Annotated in this window: 18 protein-coding genes; 5 read left to right on the top strand and 13 right to left on the bottom strand. The window is 63.2% G+C overall.

Annotated features, from left to right (window positions below; all coding sequences use genetic code 11):
• Positions 1 to 790 precede the first annotated feature (790 nt).
• The 3 genes from rpsN to rpmB are packed head-to-tail and all read right to left on the bottom strand — an operon-like array spanning position 791 to position 1,504.
• Positions 791 to 1,096, bottom strand: coding sequence for a 30S ribosomal protein S14 (rpsN, locus tag N7568_RS11760; RefSeq protein WP_011776360.1), 306 nt, complete (start codon positions 1,094 to 1,096; stop codon positions 791 to 793).
• Positions 1,097 to 1,100: 4 nt separating this feature from the next.
• On the bottom strand, positions 1,101 to 1,268 hold the full coding sequence (rpmG, locus tag N7568_RS11755; RefSeq protein WP_003798558.1) for a 50S ribosomal protein L33: 168 nt from the start codon (positions 1,266 to 1,268) through the stop codon (positions 1,101 to 1,103).
• Positions 1,268 to 1,504, bottom strand: coding sequence for a 50S ribosomal protein L28 (gene rpmB / locus N7568_RS11750; protein WP_011776361.1), 237 nt, complete (start codon positions 1,502 to 1,504; stop codon positions 1,268 to 1,270). The genes rpmG and rpmB overlap by 1 nt, the downstream gene beginning before the upstream one ends.
• Before the next feature lie 395 nt (positions 1,505 to 1,899).
• On the opposite strand from rpmB, the gene N7568_RS11745 reads away from it, so the two are divergent.
• From N7568_RS11745 to N7568_RS11735, 3 genes are read left to right on the top strand one after another with little or no spacing between them, the layout of a single operon-like run.
• Positions 1,900 to 3,360: a ferredoxin reductase family protein gene (locus N7568_RS11745; RefSeq protein ID WP_261610000.1), complete on the top strand. Its 1,461-nt coding sequence runs from the start codon at positions 1,900 to 1,902 to the stop codon at positions 3,358 to 3,360.
• Positions 3,357 to 3,872 carry an FMN-binding protein gene (locus N7568_RS11740; protein WP_261609999.1) on the top strand — a complete coding sequence of 172 codons (516 nt, stop codon included), beginning with the start codon at positions 3,357 to 3,359 and terminating at the stop codon, positions 3,870 to 3,872. Before N7568_RS11745 ends, N7568_RS11740 begins: the two co-directional genes overlap by 4 nt.
• Positions 3,856 to 4,662, top strand: coding sequence for an FAD:protein FMN transferase (locus tag N7568_RS11735; protein WP_261609998.1), 807 nt, complete (start codon positions 3,856 to 3,858; stop codon positions 4,660 to 4,662). The genes N7568_RS11740 and N7568_RS11735 overlap by 17 nt, the downstream gene beginning before the upstream one ends.
• On the opposite strand, the gene N7568_RS11730 is transcribed toward N7568_RS11735, so the two are convergent.
• Entirely contained in the window at positions 4,659 to 5,423 is a 765-nt protein-coding gene (locus N7568_RS11730) for an SGNH/GDSL hydrolase family protein (RefSeq protein ID WP_261609997.1), read from the bottom strand. The two genes, N7568_RS11735 and N7568_RS11730, sit on opposite strands and share 4 nt — an antisense overlap.
• A gap of 43 nt (positions 5,424 to 5,466) precedes the next feature.
• Positions 5,467 to 5,946 carry a MarR family winged helix-turn-helix transcriptional regulator gene (locus N7568_RS11725; protein WP_261609996.1) on the bottom strand — a complete coding sequence of 160 codons (480 nt, stop codon included), beginning with the start codon at positions 5,944 to 5,946 and terminating at the stop codon, positions 5,467 to 5,469.
• A 68-nt stretch (positions 5,947 to 6,014) separates the two neighbouring features.
• Between N7568_RS11725 and N7568_RS11720 the strand changes: the two genes are divergently transcribed.
• Entirely contained in the window at positions 6,015 to 6,302 is a 288-nt protein-coding gene (locus N7568_RS11720; protein ID WP_261609995.1) for a YciI family protein, read from the top strand.
• On the opposite strand, the gene N7568_RS11715 is transcribed toward N7568_RS11720, so the two are convergent.
• From N7568_RS11715 to N7568_RS11685, 7 genes are all read right to left on the bottom strand, one after another.
• Positions 6,278 to 7,102 carry an SGNH/GDSL hydrolase family protein gene (locus N7568_RS11715; protein WP_261609994.1) on the bottom strand — a complete coding sequence of 275 codons (825 nt, stop codon included), beginning with the start codon at positions 7,100 to 7,102 and terminating at the stop codon, positions 6,278 to 6,280. The genes N7568_RS11720 and N7568_RS11715 overlap by 25 nt on opposite strands.
• Entirely contained in the window at positions 7,099 to 7,929 is an 831-nt protein-coding gene (locus N7568_RS11710) for an SGNH/GDSL hydrolase family protein (protein ID WP_261609993.1), read from the bottom strand. Before N7568_RS11710 ends, N7568_RS11715 begins: the two co-directional genes overlap by 4 nt.
• Positions 7,930 to 8,263: 334 nt before the next feature.
• Positions 8,264 to 9,319, bottom strand: coding sequence for a siderophore-interacting protein (locus N7568_RS11705; RefSeq protein WP_261609992.1), 1,056 nt, complete (start codon positions 9,317 to 9,319; stop codon positions 8,264 to 8,266).
• The gene (locus tag N7568_RS11700; RefSeq protein WP_261609991.1) at positions 9,316 to 10,140 is read right to left on the bottom strand and encodes an ABC transporter ATP-binding protein; all 825 of its coding nucleotides are present in this window, start codon (positions 10,138 to 10,140) and stop codon (positions 9,316 to 9,318) included. The genes N7568_RS11705 and N7568_RS11700 overlap by 4 nt, the downstream gene beginning before the upstream one ends.
• A gap of 1 nt (position 10,141) precedes the next feature.
• The gene (locus tag N7568_RS11695) at positions 10,142 to 11,251 is read right to left on the bottom strand and encodes a FecCD family ABC transporter permease (protein ID WP_261609990.1); all 1,110 of its coding nucleotides are present in this window, start codon (positions 11,249 to 11,251) and stop codon (positions 10,142 to 10,144) included.
• Positions 11,248 to 12,363 carry a FecCD family ABC transporter permease gene (locus tag N7568_RS11690; protein WP_261609989.1) on the bottom strand — a complete coding sequence of 372 codons (1,116 nt, stop codon included), beginning with the start codon at positions 12,361 to 12,363 and terminating at the stop codon, positions 11,248 to 11,250. The genes N7568_RS11695 and N7568_RS11690 overlap by 4 nt, the downstream gene beginning before the upstream one ends.
• Positions 12,364 to 12,368: 5 nt before the next feature.
• On the bottom strand, positions 12,369 to 13,439 hold the full coding sequence (locus tag N7568_RS11685) for an iron-siderophore ABC transporter substrate-binding protein (RefSeq protein WP_261609988.1): 1,071 nt from the start codon (positions 13,437 to 13,439) through the stop codon (positions 12,369 to 12,371).
• 469 nt (positions 13,440 to 13,908) lie between these two features.
• On the opposite strand from N7568_RS11685, the gene N7568_RS11680 reads away from it, so the two are divergent.
• A complete protein-coding gene (locus N7568_RS11680; protein ID WP_261609987.1) occupies positions 13,909 to 14,400 on the top strand; it encodes an FBP domain-containing protein in 492 nt (163 codons plus the stop codon).
• 88 nt (positions 14,401 to 14,488) lie between these two features.
• Here the strand turns inward: N7568_RS11680 and N7568_RS11675 are convergent, their stop codons facing one another.
• Positions 14,489 to 14,809 (bottom strand): 2Fe-2S iron-sulfur cluster-binding protein, encoded by a 321-nt coding sequence (locus tag N7568_RS11675; protein ID WP_261609986.1) that lies wholly within the window; start codon positions 14,807 to 14,809, stop codon positions 14,489 to 14,491.
• Position 14,810 lies beyond the last annotated feature (1 nt).

The following is a 14,810-nucleotide window of genomic DNA, read 5'->3' as shown; positions in this document are numbered from 1 at the left end:
AACAGACACTAACCGGCACCACCCACACCCCAACAGGGTCCAGGATCGCTCCGGAGCAACTTTTCAAACTTACCCGATCAGCAGGACCTTTGCAAATCAACGTTTCCGCGATTCCCGGTCCACTTCCTCGGCCCCACCCGGCACAGGCACGCTCAAAAGCGAACCATTTTCCAGGCTGTTATCAAGAGGGTCGGCCTCCGCAGTTCCCAGCTCCAGGCTGTCTCACTCGCGGCGACTCAGAAGACATTACACGTCCCCAAGCCCCGGCACAAATCCACCGCAACATCACCCAAAACCCCGCAAACACAGGCCAAACGGTGTCACAACGCGGTCGAATCACTCTCAATCGAACGAAATTGGTCGAAGTGAAGCCCATCACAGACCGATCGCGGGCGCGAGCCGAAGGGACTGACAAGGCGACCGCCCACACGTGCGGGTAACTGCCGTCTTCGAGGGTGCGCCAGAGAACGTTGCCACAAGGGGTGAGAGAGCGTCGACCCAACGCGTCGAATACGTGAGAGAGCGTCGACCCGCAGCGTCGAATACGTGAGAGAGCGATGCTTGAAAACGACGAAAAGATGAGAGCGTCGGAAGGAGGCTGCGGTTATCCGGCAGCGCGCGTCCAAGCGCGGCACGAGCGAGCGCGCAGAGGATGACCGCCGCCTCCGCGCCAACCACCCCGCGCCAACCACCCGCGCCAACCACCCGCGCCCCAGCTGACAGTAAGCACGCTTAAACGCAGAAAGGGCCGGCAACCATAACGGTTGCCGGCCCTTTCAGAGCTTCGTGATTACCAGGAAGACTTGGTGATGCCCGGGAGCTCACCACGGTGTGCCATGTCGCGGAAGCGAACACGGGAGATGCCGAACTTCTGGAGCGTGCCACGGGGACGGCCGTCGATCTGGTCGCGGTTACGCAGACGGATCGGGGAGGCGTTGCGGGGCAGCTTCTGCAGGCCGAGGCGTGCAGCTTCGCGTGCTTCGTCAGTCGCGTTGGGGTCAACCAGGGTCTTCTTCAGTTCGAGACGCTTGGCAGCGTAACGCTCAACAATGACCTTGCGCTGCTCGTTGCGAGCAATCTTGGACTTCTTTGCCATGTGTTTAGCGCTCCTCTCGGAATTCGACGTGCTGGCGGATCTTGGGGTCGTACTTCTTCAGGACCAGGCGGTCCGGGTCGTTACGACGGTTCTTGCGGGTTACGTAGGTGTAACCCGTGCCCGCGGTGGACTTCAGCTTGATGATCGGACGTACGTCCTTGTCCTTTGCCATTAGAGCTTTACTCCTCGTGCCAGGATGTCGGCGACGACTGAGTCGATGCCGCGTACGTCGATGGTCTTGATGCCACGGGCTGACAGGGTCAGCGTGACATTACGGCGCAGGGACGGAACCCAGTAGCGCTTCTTCTGAATGTTCGGGTCGAACCGGCGCTTGTTGCGACGGTGCGAGTGCGAAATGCTGTGTCCAAAGCCCGGCTCGGCTCCGGTCACTTGGCAGTGTGCTGCCATGACTCTCCTCCAAAGATTGAATGTAACGGCGTACAGATGTTCCTGCGTTACCGTGCGACAGGCAGCGTCCGCATCCGGGTCCAAACCAATTCGGTAGTTTCCGCAGCACGTGCGGCGAAGAGGGTTGGCCTCAGGACCGGGCAGTGATCAACACTGGAACAAGTCCTGGGATACCGGGCGAATACAGGAATGCACGCAACTTGAGCCCCTAACTACCGGCCCGCGGGATGTCGGAAAACCGACAGTCACCACCAACCGGAGCAATTGCACACGAACCGCACTACCTAGCGCCTAACTATTCTACGGGCCAGGCCAAATTAAGACCAATCCGGCATCATACGCCCCCTAAAGCTCTTTCACAGCAGAACGAAAGGATGATCGGTGAGTCTTAGGTCATGACCTCGTTATTGACCCCGGAATCGCCGGTGGAAACCGCCCCGGCAACGGCCTCGCGAAAGCGGCCACCCGGCGTCGAACGCTTCCGTCCTCAGGCACGACGGCGACTTGCCCGGGCAGATTTGCTCGGGGCCGTGGGTTGGTTGTCGGGTATGGCGGCAGTGGCACTGTGGCTGGCCGACGGCGGTGCCAGCGGTTTCTCAAGCTTCGCGGGGACCATGACTGCCCTTGGCATCGTCGCCGGACTGATCGGCATGGATCTGGTTCTGCTGATGCTGCTGCTGGCGGCAAGGATTCCTGTGGTCGACAACGCGATCGGACACGATCGTGCCTTGGAGATCCACAAATCCCTCGGGAAGCCGGCACTCTATCTGCTTCTGGCGCACGGGCTGTTCTTAGCTATTGGATACGGCGCCGCGGAGGGACTTGACCCGTTGAGCGAGTCCATCTCGCTCTGGGTCAACGTGCCTGACATGTGGTTGGCATTTGTGTCCATGGCACTGTTTATCGCCGTGGTGGTGACGTCCCTGGTTGCAGTCCGCCGCAAGTTCCCTTACGAGTTCTGGTACGTGGTGCATTTGCTGACGTACGCGGCTGTCGGGACGGCCATCCCGCACCAGTTCAGCGTGGGCGGGCTATTTGCCGAAGGAACGTGGCAGCGCTGGTATTGGCTGGCGCTGTGCATCGGCACGGGCGTGGCGCTGGCCTGGTTCCGCGTATACCAGCCCCTCGCGGCAAGCTTCAGGCATCAACTCACCGTCAGCCGGGTGGTCCGTGTGGCACCGGATGTCTTCAGTATCGAAATGACGGGACGGAACCTTGAACGATTGGCCGGCTCGGGCGGCAGGTTCTTCTTGTGGCGATTCCTGGCACCTGGCCAGTGGTGGCAGCCACACCCGTTCAGCCTTTCCGCGGAACCAGTTCCCGGAGGCCTAAACCGACCCGGCAAACTGCGCATCACTGTCCGCAACCTGGGGGAGGGTTCTGCCAGCCTGGCCCACATCAGGCCGGGCACCAAGGTGGCGATCGAAGGTCCTTACGGCTTGTTCAGCACAGCTGCCCGATCCCGCGAAGACGTGGTCATGATTGGTGCCGGCATTGGGATCACGCCATTGCGGTCGCTGTTGGAAACCACGCCGTTTGATCCTGGTCACGCGATTGTCCTGCTCCGCGGCCATGACGAATCCGAGCTCTTCCTTGGCCAGGAAATCATGGCAATCTGCCAGGCGCGTGGTGTCACGCTCTACCATCTGACCGGGCCAAGGTCCTCCGGAGACCATGCTTGGCTTCCCCGCAACGCGGTCAACGACGGCTTCACGCTCAGCTCCTACGCACCCGCAATTGCCAATGCCGACGTCTACGTTTGCGGCCCTGCCCTCTGGGCCTCCTCCGTGATCCGGGACGTGCAGGCTGCCGGTGTCCCGGCGGAACAACTACACAACGAAAGGTTTGACTGGTGAGAATTCGAGCAGCCCTGGCAACCGCCGTCGCGTCGGCCGGTATCCTTCTGGCTGGCTGGCAGTCAGGCGCGCATATCGCCGAGACCGGCACAGCGACCACCACCAGCCTGAACAGCAGCGCAACGAGCGGCGGCATCGCGGCTGGCGGTACAAATTCCGGCGGAGGTACCACTGCTACCGGGCCTTCTTCCGCAGGGTCCGGAAGTAGTTCCGGCAGCAGCACGGGAAGCACGACGGCGGCAACGTACGACGGCGCGTCCGTCCAGACCCGCTTCGGTACAGTCCAGGTGCAAGTGACGATCCAAAGCGGCAAAATCACGGAAGTCACGGCGTTGCAGCTCACCGATGCTGAACGGAAGTCAGCTCAGATCAGCAGCCGCGCAGCCCCGGTTTTGCGGTCCGAAGTACTCCAAGCCCAGTCCGCCAACGTCCAGACCATCGGCGGCGCGACCGTCACCAGCGACGCCTACCTCACCTCACTTCAGGCAGCCCTCGATGCAGCCAACTTCTAACGGACAACAGCTCCGTGCCCGCACCTTCCGCAGCATGGGCACGGTGGTGAGCCTGACAGTGGTGAGCCTGACAGTGGCGAGCAACACCTACGCCGACACCGCCGTGGACGAACTTGAGTCCGCCGTCGAGGTTGTTGAGGGAATCTTCGCGAAACTGGACCACGCATTCAGCTTGTACCGTCGCGGCTCCGAAGCGAGTCGACTGGCCCGCGGCGAGCTGACATTGGCCGATGCCTCGGAGACCATGCGCGACCTTTACGCTGAGGCATCCGAGTGGCGGCTCGCGACAGAAGGTGCCTTCACTGCGGAGCGCCCGGACGGCCGACTGGACCTGACCGGGATCGTCAAAGCCCATGCCGTGCGGGAAGCGGCGATGTCTCTGCGGGCACTCGGGCTTCAGGACTGGTGCGTGAACGCGGGCGGGGACGTACTGGTGAGTGGGTCGCCCGATCCCGCCACGCATGACCCCTGGCTCGCCGGCATCCTGGACCCCCTGGATCGCGAGGCGTTGCTGGGCGCGTTCCCGCTGCAATCCAGGAAGGCACTGGCAACGTCCGGGTCTGCCGAACGCGGCGACCATATTTGGGCCGTCGGAGGAGCCAGGCCGGAGTTTGTCCAAGCCTCCGTCGCGGCAGCGGACATCGTCACGGCAGACGTCCTGGCGACGGCCATTGTCGCCGGCGGAACCCGGACCTTGGATCTGGTCGCTGCCAAGTGGGGCGTTGCGGTGCTCGCGGTGCGGCCCGACGGCGAACTGCTGGCCACACCTGAATTTCGGTCCGCCGCCTAGAGCGGCCTGATCAGTTCGGGGTACTTCGGGCTCAACCCGTCGCCGGAGGAAACTCCACGCACCCGCCGGGCCACCCACGGCGCCGCCGACTCCCGGAACCAGCGGGCGTTGGCTTTCAGGGTTTCAACGCGGTTCATGAGGCGGAGCGGGGCAAGCCGTGGAACCTCAATCACGTGCTCATGCTCAAGAACATCGAGCACGCGCTTCGCCATGTTCACGTGGCCGGCCGTAGACATGTGCATCCGGTCCTCACCCCAGAGGCGCCAGTCGTCGTACTCGTCAAACCGCCAGTAATCCACCAGCAACGCACCATGGTTCTCGGCAATCTCCCGCACCAGTTCGTTGTAGATCGCGGTGCGGCCGCGCATGGCGCTGAAAACTTTGGAGCCCTTGGCATCAAAGCCCGTGAAGAGGACCACGGTGGCGCCCGTCGCGCTTAACTTGGCGATGCCGGCGTCGTACTCCTCCAACAGCGAGTCGATATCGATTTTGGGCCGCAGGATGTCGTTCGCCCCGGCGTAAAGCGTCACCAAGGTCGGGTTCATGGCTACGGCGGCATCCACTTGCTCTGCCATGATCTGGCGCAGCTTCCGGCCCCGGATCGCAAGGTTCGCGTAGCCGAAGTACTCGTTGCTGCTGGCCAGCTGTTCGGCGACGACGTCGGCCCAGCCTCGGACGCCGTTGGGGCGGTTGGGATCGTCGTCGCCGACGCCCTCGGTGAAAGAATCCCCCAGGGCAACGTAACGGGCAGCAAAATCCATGCCGCCAGTCTGCCACTTCAACGCTCGTGGCAACAAAGCACCACTACGAGTCGCGAAGGATCCAGTGATTGTTGTCCAAGCGGGCCACGATTTTTTCGCCAATGCGTGCCAGGTCTGCCACGTCTTCCGGGCTCAGCGAATCAAGCATCAGCGCACGCACGGATTCCACGTGTCCCGGGGCGAGGGAAACGATGGTGGACATGCCGGAATCGGTCAGGTGGGCCACCGTGACACGGGCATCGCCGGGGTGTGCCTGCCGCTCCACCCAGCCACGTTTCTGCAGCTTGGTCACCACGTGGGAAAGACGCGACAAGGAGGCACTTGTGCGCGCAGCAAGCTCGCTCATGGGAAGGTAGCGGCCCTCGGTTTCGGAGAGCATTGCCAACACGTTGTAATCGAAAAGGGACAGTTTTCCGGCCGACTGAAGCTGGGTATCCAAAGCCGAGGGAAGCAAGGTGTTGATGCTCAGCAGGGCCAGCCAAGCACGGCGTTCGTCGGCGTTCAGCCAGCGGGGTTGAGTCATGAACCCATCTTAGGAGAATTCACAGCTTCCTTAGGTCCGGGCTGCGGCCCAAGCGATAGGCTGGCGGCATGTTCGTAGTCTCGCTGACATACAAAGTTCCCGACGAAATTGTCGACTTCCACCGACCGGGCCACATGGCCTGGCTGAAGGACGCGTTCGACGGCGGCATCTTCCTTGCGTCCGGACGCCGCGTTCCAGCCACGGGAGGCGTACTGCTGTCCAAAGTGGACAGGGCTACGTTGGATGCTTCGCTGGCCCAGGACCCGTTCTACAGCAACGGAGTGGCCGAGTTCGAGATCATCGAATTCACGGCCACGAGCGTGGCCGAGGGCTACGAAAACCTGCTGGACACCTGAGGCATTTGCGCCTTCGCAGTACCAAGCCGCTCAGGCAGCACCACAGGCATGGGTTCGGGCCACCGCGCCCCCAGACGGTCGCCGCTCGATACCCCGCGGAGCCGCCGCGAAAGCCAAGGTGCGACGTCGCGCCTCAGCCAGGCGGCGTCGTCGGCGATGTTTTCGGTGAAGGTCCGCGGGCGGGGAGTTGCCAGCGTTGGCGAGCTCAGCGAGTGGGTCGCCCCCAGGACTTCAAGGACTTTCTTGGCCATGTAGCTGTGCCCGGGGGTGGACATGTGCAGGCGATCCGGAGCCCACATCCGCGGGTCCTGGAACTTCTCGAAGCACCAATAGTCCACCAAGAGCGTTTGGTACTTCGCCGCAATCCGCCGGATGGTGCGGTTGTAGATTGCCGTGCGAACTTTGAGCGGCTCAAGCAGGGGCGACAAGGGAACGTTGTAGCCCGTGAACAGCAGGATCGTGGCACCGCTCGCTTTGAGGCGCCGCACCGCATCTTCGTAGTCCCTCATGAGCTTGGCCATATCCAGCCGGGCCATGAGGAGATCATTGCCGCCCGCGTAGAAGCTGACCAAGGTGGGGTCCATGGCCAGGGCGGGCTCGATTTGTTCGTCCACGATCCGTTGAAGGCGCCGGCCGCGGATGGCGAGGTTGGCGTAGCGCGTGCTGTCGTCGTGCCGCGCCATTTCTTCGGCAACACGGTCAGCCCAGCCCCGGCAGTTGTTGGGCAGTCTCAGGTCGTTGTCTCCGACGCCTTCCGTGAAGGAGTCGCCAAGCGCAACAAACCGGATCGGCTCTTTCAATGGGCTGCCTCTTCCATGAGCTTCTTCAAACCACCCGTGCGTGGCACCTTCACGGGCTGTGGCCAGCGCGGGCTGAGCGTGTCGCCGAGCGTGACTCCGCGCAGTTTGCGCCCGAACAACGGCACAACCCAGTCGTTGACCCAGCGGCGCTGCCGGCGTTCCCATTCGCGCATGGACATGCGGGTAGGCGGGCCCCATTCCTTGGGCGAGATCTTGTGCGGAACGTCGAGGTGGTCCAACACCTGGGCGGCCAAGTACTTGTGGCCTGCCTTGGACATGTGCAACCGGTCCGGTGCCCACATCCGCTGGTCCTTGTAGGCGTCGAAGCACCAATAATCCACCAGGATCGCGCCATATCTGGCGGCGATGTCCCGGACTCTCTGGTTGTAAAGGGTGTTTCGCTTCTTGAAGGGTTCCAGGACGGCGGACACCTTCACGTCGAACCCTGTGAACAGGACCAAGGTGGCCCCGGTTTCGCTCAGGCGTGCGACGAGCAGCTCGTAGTCGTTGAGGAGCGCATCCATGTCGGTCCCGAAATCAAGGATGTCGTTGCCGCCGGCATACAGCGTGATGAGCGTGGGCTCCATAGCCAGCGCGGGCTCAAGTTGTTCGTCGATGATGTGCCGGAGCCGCTTGCTGCGCACGGCCAGGTTGGCGTACTCCCAGCCCGGCTCTGCCTTGGCCAACTTCTCGGCTACCCGGTCGGCCCATCCGCGGACCCCGTTGGGCAGGACCTTGCTCGGGTCCCCCACGCCCTCGGTGAACGAATCCCCGATGGCGACAAACCGCCGTCGAACGTTGTTCCCGCCCCCGAAATCTCCCCGCACCCCACCGAAGCTACCCGCCCCCGGTTAAGCCCGAACCAACCGGAGGTAAACCAACGCTCTCTCACCAAACGCGCCAACCGCGGGAGCGCTCTCTCACCGAACGCTAGAGCGTCCCGCTCAAGCCCACGAAAGGTGAGAGAGCGTCCCGCTCAAACGCACGAAAGGTGAGAGAACATCCCGCTCAAGCCCACGAAAGGTGAGAGAACATCCCGCTCAAGCCCACGAAAGGTGAGAGAACATCCCGCTCAAACGCACGAAAGGTGAGAGAGCGTCGGAAGGTTAGGAACGGACGGAGCGAGCGGAGCGATTGGCGGACTAAGCGGTCAAGCTGGCCTTAGCCCTCTGCCTTGCCCCGTCGCCAGTACCCCATGAAGGCAACCTGCTTACGGTCAATGCCAACGTCCCTCACCAGGTAGCGCCTCATTTCCTTGATGACGAACGCTTCGCCGGCGATCCAGGCGTAGAACGGCAGGGCACCGGCGGGAAGGGTGGGGTTCTTGGTTGCTTCGATGGCTGCGGTGTCCATGCGCTGCGGCGTTTCCCAGAGGATGTCCTGGTCCACATTGACGTCTTCGGGCTCGGGTCCGGCTGCGGTCCCGGTACCCTTGATGCCCACCCAGCCCGGCACGGGAACGGCCTTGGCCACGGCTTCCTTAAGGAGTTCTCCGTGGGGACGTGCGCGTCCGATGGCCGCACCGCGTGCAAGCCAGGTGATTTCGATGTCGGCTGCGGTGTTGATGTCCTGGAAGTCGCCGGCTTCCGGTACTTCGAGGAAGGCGTGGCCGGTCATGTCCGCGGGGAGGCTCTCGAGGATGGCGCTGATGGCGGGGACGGCGGTTTCGTCGCCGGCCAGGAGCACGCGCTGGGCCATGCCCGGACGCCACTCGATGCCACCGTATGCGCCGGCCGTGGTGCATTGCGCTGCGCGGTTGTTGGGGCCGATGATGGTGAGCGCGTCGCCTGGTTTCGCTCCAAGTGCCCAGTTGGCTGCGGGTCCGCCGTGGCCGGCGTCATCAAAGTGCATCACGAAATCGATGTCGATCTCGGGGTACACGGCGTCGAGGCGCTCGGAGCGCACGGTGTAGGTGCGCATGTCACCGCGGACGGACGGGTCCATGGCCAGCCATTCCTGGTACCAGCCAGCTTCTTCCATCTTGAAGGGAGGCAGCGGAATGACATTGCCGTGAGCGTCGAAGGACGGGATCATCAGCTTCACGCGGAGGTCCAGGGTGTCGCCCGCTACGCCAAAGTCGCGCAGGGAGTAGCCGCCAAACGTGATGCGGCGGAAGTTGGGGCTCAGCTCCTGCACGGCCGTCACTGTGACGTCGAAGGCGAGGGTCATGGGCTCCACGGCGGCGCTTGCTTTTGCCTGGGTCGGTTGTGCACTCATGAGGCGATCTCCAGTTCGTTGGTTGAAGCGGGGCGTGCGTGGTGGCGTCCGATGGGGACGATCAGCGGTGTGCCTGAAATGGGGTCCGGAACCACCCGGGATTCCAGGCCGAAAACGTTGTAGACCAGCTCTTCGGTGACAACGACGGGCGCCGGCCCTTCGGCCACGATGCACCCGCCCTTCAAGGCGATGACGTGGTCCGCGTACCGGGCTGCGAGGTTGAGGTCGTGGAGCACGATTGCCACGGTGGTTCCGCGGCTGCGGTTGAGGTCGGTGATCAGGTCCAGGACCTCCACTTGGTGTGCGAGGTCCAGGTAAGTGGTGGGCTCGTCCAGCAGCAGGACTTCGGTCTCCTGCGCCAGGGCCATGGCGATCCAGACGCGCTGGCGCTGACCGCCGGACAGTTCGTCGATGCTGCGGTCAGCGAGTTCCAGCGTTGAGGTGGCGTCGAGCGCGCGCTGCACCGCGGCGTCGTCGGCTGCGCTCCAGCTGCGGAAGAAGCCCTGGTGCGGGTAACGGCCGCGGCCAACGAGGTCCCGTACGGTGATGCCGTCGGGAGCTGTGGGGTGTTGCGGGAGCAGGCCGAGCGTCCGGGCGAGTTCGCGGGCGGGACGGGTGTGGATGTCTTTGCCGTCGAGAGTCACCGAGCCGCCGGCGGGTTTGAGAAGCCGTGACAGACCGCGCAGGAGCGTCGACTTGCCGCAGGCGTTGGCGCCCACGATCATGGTCACTTTGCCCTCGGGGATCTCGGTGCAGAGTCCCTCCACCACCTTGCGCTGCTCGTATTGGAGCGTCAGGTCCTGGGCATTAAGGATGGCCATGTCAGGCCTCCTTTCGGTTCGACGTGACCAGCAGCCACAGGAGGAAGGGTGCGCCGAGGGCGCCGGTGATGACGCCGACCGGGAGGACGGTTCCGTCCAGGATGACGGGAGCGATGTTGGAGGCGAAGAAGTCTGCGAGCAGCACGATCAGCGCACCAGTGAGGGCCGACGCCGGCAGGCTGGGTTTGCGGACAATCCGGCGGGCGATTGGTCCGGCCAGGAAAGCGACGAACGCTACCGGACCGGCGGCGGCAGTTGCGACGGCGGCAAGTCCGACGGCGGTCAGCACCAGTCCCAGCCGGGCGGCGTTGACCTTGATCCCAAGGCCCGCAGCGGCGTCGTCGCCAAGTTCGAGGATGCGCAACGGACCGGCGAGGGCAATGACGGCGGGGATCAGGACCAGCAAGGAGACTGCGAGGACGCCTGCGCGGTCCCAGGTTGCGGAGTTCAGGGATCCGTTGAGCCAGATGAGGGCATCCGCGGCGGTGCGGATGTCCGCGCGGGTCATGAGGAAGTTGACCACTGCGTGCAGTGCAGCGGCGATGCCAACGCCGGCAAGGATGAGGCGGTTGCCTGCAGCGTTGCCGCGGCTGCCTCCGCCCGCGCCGGAACCGCCGCGGGAGATTGCGTAGATGATGGCCGCGACGCCGAGAGCTCCACCGAGTGCAGCCCCGGAAACCACGGCTCCGGAGGCACCGAAGATCACGATTGCCGTTACGGCAGCGGCACTGGCACCGTAGCTGATGCCGATGATGTCCGGGCTGGCGAGGGGGTTGCGCAGCATGGTCTGGAACAGTGCGCCGGCCAGGCCGAAGGCGATGCCGATCATGGTTCCCACAACGGCCCTGGGCAGCTTGTGCTCCATCACGATGAAGCTGGCACCGGGGATTTTCTCGCCGCCGGTCAGGTGGTTGATGACAATGGTGAAGAAGTCCGGGATGGTCACGGTGTAGCTGCCCAGCAGCACGTACACCGCGAACATGACCAGGAGCGCCAGTCCGAGGAAGAACGTGGGGCTCAGCACTCGCCGAAGTGGCATTTGATGATGATGTTTGGGGGAAACATTGTCATTAGGTGCCAACTCGGTGGGGAGCTTGTGGACGGTTGTCACAGTCCGGCCCCCTTTCCGCGCCGGATGAGCCAAACGAAGACGGGGGCGCCAATGATGGCGGTCATGATGCCCGCGGGGACTTCACCGGGGAGCAAAATGACGCGGCCAACGATGTCGGCGATGATCAGCAGGATGGGCGCCGTGACCGCGGAGAACGGCAGGATCCAGCGGTAGTCGGGCCCTGTCAAAGAGCGGACAGCGTGCGGGATGACGAGGCCTAGGAAGGCGATCGGTCCGGCCACGGCTGTGGCGGAGCCACAGAGCAAGACGATCCCCAGCCCGGTGATGCTGCGGGCCAACGTGACGTTCTGGCCGAGGCCTCGGGCAATATCGTCGCCCAGGGCAAGGCTGTTCAGGATGCGGCCCCCGGCCAGGACAATCACGGCCCCGACGGCGAGGAACGGCAGCGCCGGCACCAGGACGGACCAGTCGCGTCCACCAATGGTGCCCACCTGCCAGAAGCGGAAACGGTCAAAAGTGTCCTGGCTTGAAACCAGGATGACGTTCATGAGGGAGAACAGGCCTGCGCTCAGGGCAGCACCCGCGAGGGCGAGCTTGACCGGCGTCGCACCATCCCGTCCCAGGGAAGCAACGGCATAAACCACGACGGCGGCCGCAGCGGCGCCGATGAAGGCAAACCAGATGTAGCCGGACAGAGAGCCAATACCGAAAACGTAAATCCCCACGACCACGGCCAAGGCAGCGCCGGCGTTGAGTCCCAGGATCCCGGGATCGGCCAGCGGGTTGCGGGCCACGCCCTGCATGGCTGCACCGGCAAGGCCAAGTGCGGCTCCGGCAAGCAGGCCCAGGACAGTGCGGGGAATCCGGGCGATGACCACTGCGTGGTTACCGTCTGCCGGATTGAAGTTGGTGAGGGCTTCCCACACGGTATTGAGGGGAAGTCCGCGTGCGCCGATCGCCAAGGATGCGGCGCAGACTGCGGCGAGTACGACGACGGCGGCCAGCAGCCAAGCGGTGCGCTTGCCTGCCATGCTGCGGGAGACGGTTCCCCCTCCGGTTCCAGCAGTTTCAGGGGCGATGCCTCCCGGGCCAGCCGACACCGAAGTGCCGTTGCCCCGTCCCTGGACTGCCGTCGTCGTACTCAGTTTCATTGCAGTTACTTGCCCGCTGCGTCCGCAGCCTTACCCAGCTGCGGCAGGAACGTGTCCAGCGCCCACGGCAGGCTCAGAGGCGAAGAAGCGGAGATGGAGAGAGTCAGCGTCTGGTCGGAATCAGCAACCAGGGCGCCCTTCTTGATGGCCGGGATCTGGCCAAGCAGCGGGTCGGCCTTGATGGCGTCGGCTGTGGTGGCGTCCGGAACCCAAGTGACGAAAACGTCGGACTCGAGCTCATTGGCCTTTTCAGCAGACCACGGGATGAAGAATTCTGTAGCGCTCTTGGTGTTCTGCTCCACCACGGGTGCCAGCTTCATGCCGATTTCGGAGAGGAAGCGGGGGCGGTTGTCGATGGCCGTGTAAACGTTGGCGCCATCGCCCTTGGCAGGTTCAAGGTTGCCGTAAATGAAGGTCTTGTCCTTGATCTGAGGGAACTTGGAAACCTTGTCCTTGACGGTGGTTTCGGTGTCCTCGATCAGCTTCTTGGCTTCGGCTTCCTTGCCCAGTGCCTTGCCGATCAGGGTGGTGCTTTCCTGCCACGGCGTACCGTAGGCAAGCTCCGGCTGCGCCACAACGGGGGCGATTTCGCTGAGCTTCTTGTAGTCAGCCTCTTCCAGGCCGGAGTACGCGGCCAGGATAACGTCCGGGCTGAGCTTGGCGATCTCGGTGAAGTTGATGCCGTCTGCCTCGGAGAACTGGACCGGAGCCTTGTCGGTGCCAAAGCCGGCGCCGAGCTTCTCCAGCGCTGCGTCCTTCCAAGGCGTGGAGCCCTTGTCGTTGTTGCCCCACTCGTTCTTCGGGACACCCACGGGAACAACGCCCAGTGCGATCGCGACGTCGTCATTGACCCACGAGACGGTGACTACGCGCTTGGGCTGTTCCTTGATGGTGGTCTCACCAAAGACGTTCTTGATGGTTACGGGGAAAGCTGAGGATGCGGCCTGCTCAGATGCCGGAGCGGACGTTGCCGGACCAGTGGAGCAGCCGGTGAGGGTAAGCGCGACGGCGGCCAGGGCGGCCGTCGCGGTTCCTGCTGTCTTCAGCAGGGCGCGGCGTGGGAGAAGGGAAGCCACGGGACTCCTTAAGTAAGTGATGCGAACCTAAGTAAGGCTAGCCTAGCCTGCCGATAATTAAGAAACGTTTGCGTCACGTAATCCCAAGCGGAATCAAAATGCGATACAGATCACAAGCACCAAGCCCTCCCTCACGTTCCGTACCCTTCAGCCAGTCAATCTCTCAGTGGACACCTGCCCGGAAATTTTGAAAGTATAGGCGGCAGCGGACTACCGCTTCTAAAAGGGAATTGAACGAGGGGATGAGCGTGCGCACTGTTTCAGTTGCCGCAGCCATGGTTGGCGAGGTGGCCGTTTTGGCCTGCTTGGCACTCCCCCACACGTCGGCATCCTTCTAGGCACTCACCCAGCACCCGTTTTGGGGTCCCTTTGCAGTGCCCTCCTTCTCCGGTGACCGACGTCTTCTGCCAATTCCCGCGCGCCCAACCTCGGCGCGCGGACGTCGACCATTCCCGAAAGAAGCTTTGCCATGCAGAAAATCACTGCCCAACAGATCCGTTCGTCCTTCATCAACGCCAGCCGCTCCGAGGCCGCCAAGCTCAACCTTCCGCACAACTTCGAAACCCTCGACTGGGACAACCTCGAATTCCTTGGTTGGCGCGACGAGAAAATGCCCCAGCGCGGTTACCTCGTGGTTCCGCACCGGGGCAAGCTCACAGGAATTCTGCTCCGCGCCCCTGAAGGTGGGTCCGGGAAGAGGCGCGTAGTCCTCTGCGAACTGTGCCGCGACGTTTTCTCCAAGGACGACGTTTACCTGTGGGTCGCCAAGAAAGCCGGGCAATCCGGCAAGGACGGCAACACCGTGGGAACACTGATCTGCGCCGAGTTCGGCTGCAGCACCAATGTGCGCAAGGAACCGCCCGTCAACGAGATCAACCCGGACCCGGCCGCCGTCGTGCTTCGGCAAATCGCCGGACTGGAATCCAGGACCGGACAGTTCCTGGACCGCGTCCGGGCTTAGTAATCAACTAGTCCCAAGTAGGTAGCAGCAAGTGCCGTTGAGAACCCTCAAAACGGCATGATCTGCTACCTACTTGGGCGGGCCGGTCCTACTCCGGGGCGATGGTGACAGTGGCCCCTTCGCAGGAACTTTCGAAGCCCAATTGGCAGGAGAGCCTGGACTGATCCTCGACGTACGTGTCCGTTTCGACGAGCAATTCCAACTCATCCTCGCTGCGCTCCCCGGCGGAAGGGAATGCTTCCTTCTCAAGGAACACGTGGCACGTGGCGCAGGACGCGGTGCCGCCGCAGGACGCGAGGATGGGGAAATCGTTATCCCGCAGGACCTCCATGAGGGACTGATCGGCTGACCACTCGACGGCGTGTTCCTGGCCTTCACGGTCAATGACGTTAATGTTCTTGATGCTCATT

The organism is Paenarthrobacter aurescens, from assembly GCF_025421775.1.
Classification (GTDB): domain Bacteria; phylum Actinomycetota; class Actinomycetes; order Actinomycetales; family Micrococcaceae; genus Arthrobacter; species Arthrobacter aurescens_B.
Note: the sequence above shows the minus strand (reverse complement) of the source record. Positions and strands in the feature narration are given on the sequence as shown.

Bases quoted from the DNA above. Each gene is read 5' to 3' on its own strand.
- N7568_RS11700 (WP_261609991.1), bottom strand. From the start codon at position 10,140: ATGGCCATCCTTAATGCCCAGGACCTGACGCTCCAATACGAGCAGCGC.
- N7568_RS11730 (WP_261609997.1), bottom strand. From the start codon at position 5,423: ATGGATTTTGCTGCCCGTTACGTTGCCCTGGGGGATTCTTTCACCGAG.
- N7568_RS11720 (WP_261609995.1), top strand. From the start codon at position 6,015: ATGTTCGTAGTCTCGCTGACATACAAAGTTCCCGACGAAATTGTCGAC.
- rpsN (WP_011776360.1), bottom strand. From the start codon at position 1,096: ATGGCAAAGAAGTCCAAGATTGCTCGCAACGAGCAGCGCAAGGTCATT.
- N7568_RS11735 (WP_261609998.1), top strand. From the start codon at position 3,856: ATGCAGCCAACTTCTAACGGACAACAGCTCCGTGCCCGCACCTTCCGC.
- N7568_RS11680 (WP_261609987.1), top strand. From the start codon at position 13,909: ATGCAGAAAATCACTGCCCAACAGATCCGTTCGTCCTTCATCAACGCC.
- rpmG (WP_003798558.1), bottom strand. From the start codon at position 1,268: ATGGCAAAGGACAAGGACGTACGTCCGATCATCAAGCTGAAGTCCACC.
- N7568_RS11690 (WP_261609989.1), bottom strand. From the start codon at position 12,363: ATGAAACTGAGTACGACGACGGCAGTCCAGGGACGGGGCAACGGCACT.
- N7568_RS11725 (WP_261609996.1), bottom strand. From the start codon at position 5,946: ATGACTCAACCCCGCTGGCTGAACGCCGACGAACGCCGTGCTTGGCTG.
- N7568_RS11745 (WP_261610000.1), top strand. From the start codon at position 1,900: ATGACCTCGTTATTGACCCCGGAATCGCCGGTGGAAACCGCCCCGGCA.
- rpmB (WP_011776361.1), bottom strand. From the start codon at position 1,504: ATGGCAGCACACTGCCAAGTGACCGGAGCCGAGCCGGGCTTTGGACAC.
- N7568_RS11675 (WP_261609986.1), bottom strand. From the start codon at position 14,809: ATGAGCATCAAGAACATTAACGTCATTGACCGTGAAGGCCAGGAACAC.
- N7568_RS11705 (WP_261609992.1), bottom strand. From the start codon at position 9,319: ATGAGTGCACAACCGACCCAGGCAAAAGCAAGCGCCGCCGTGGAGCCC.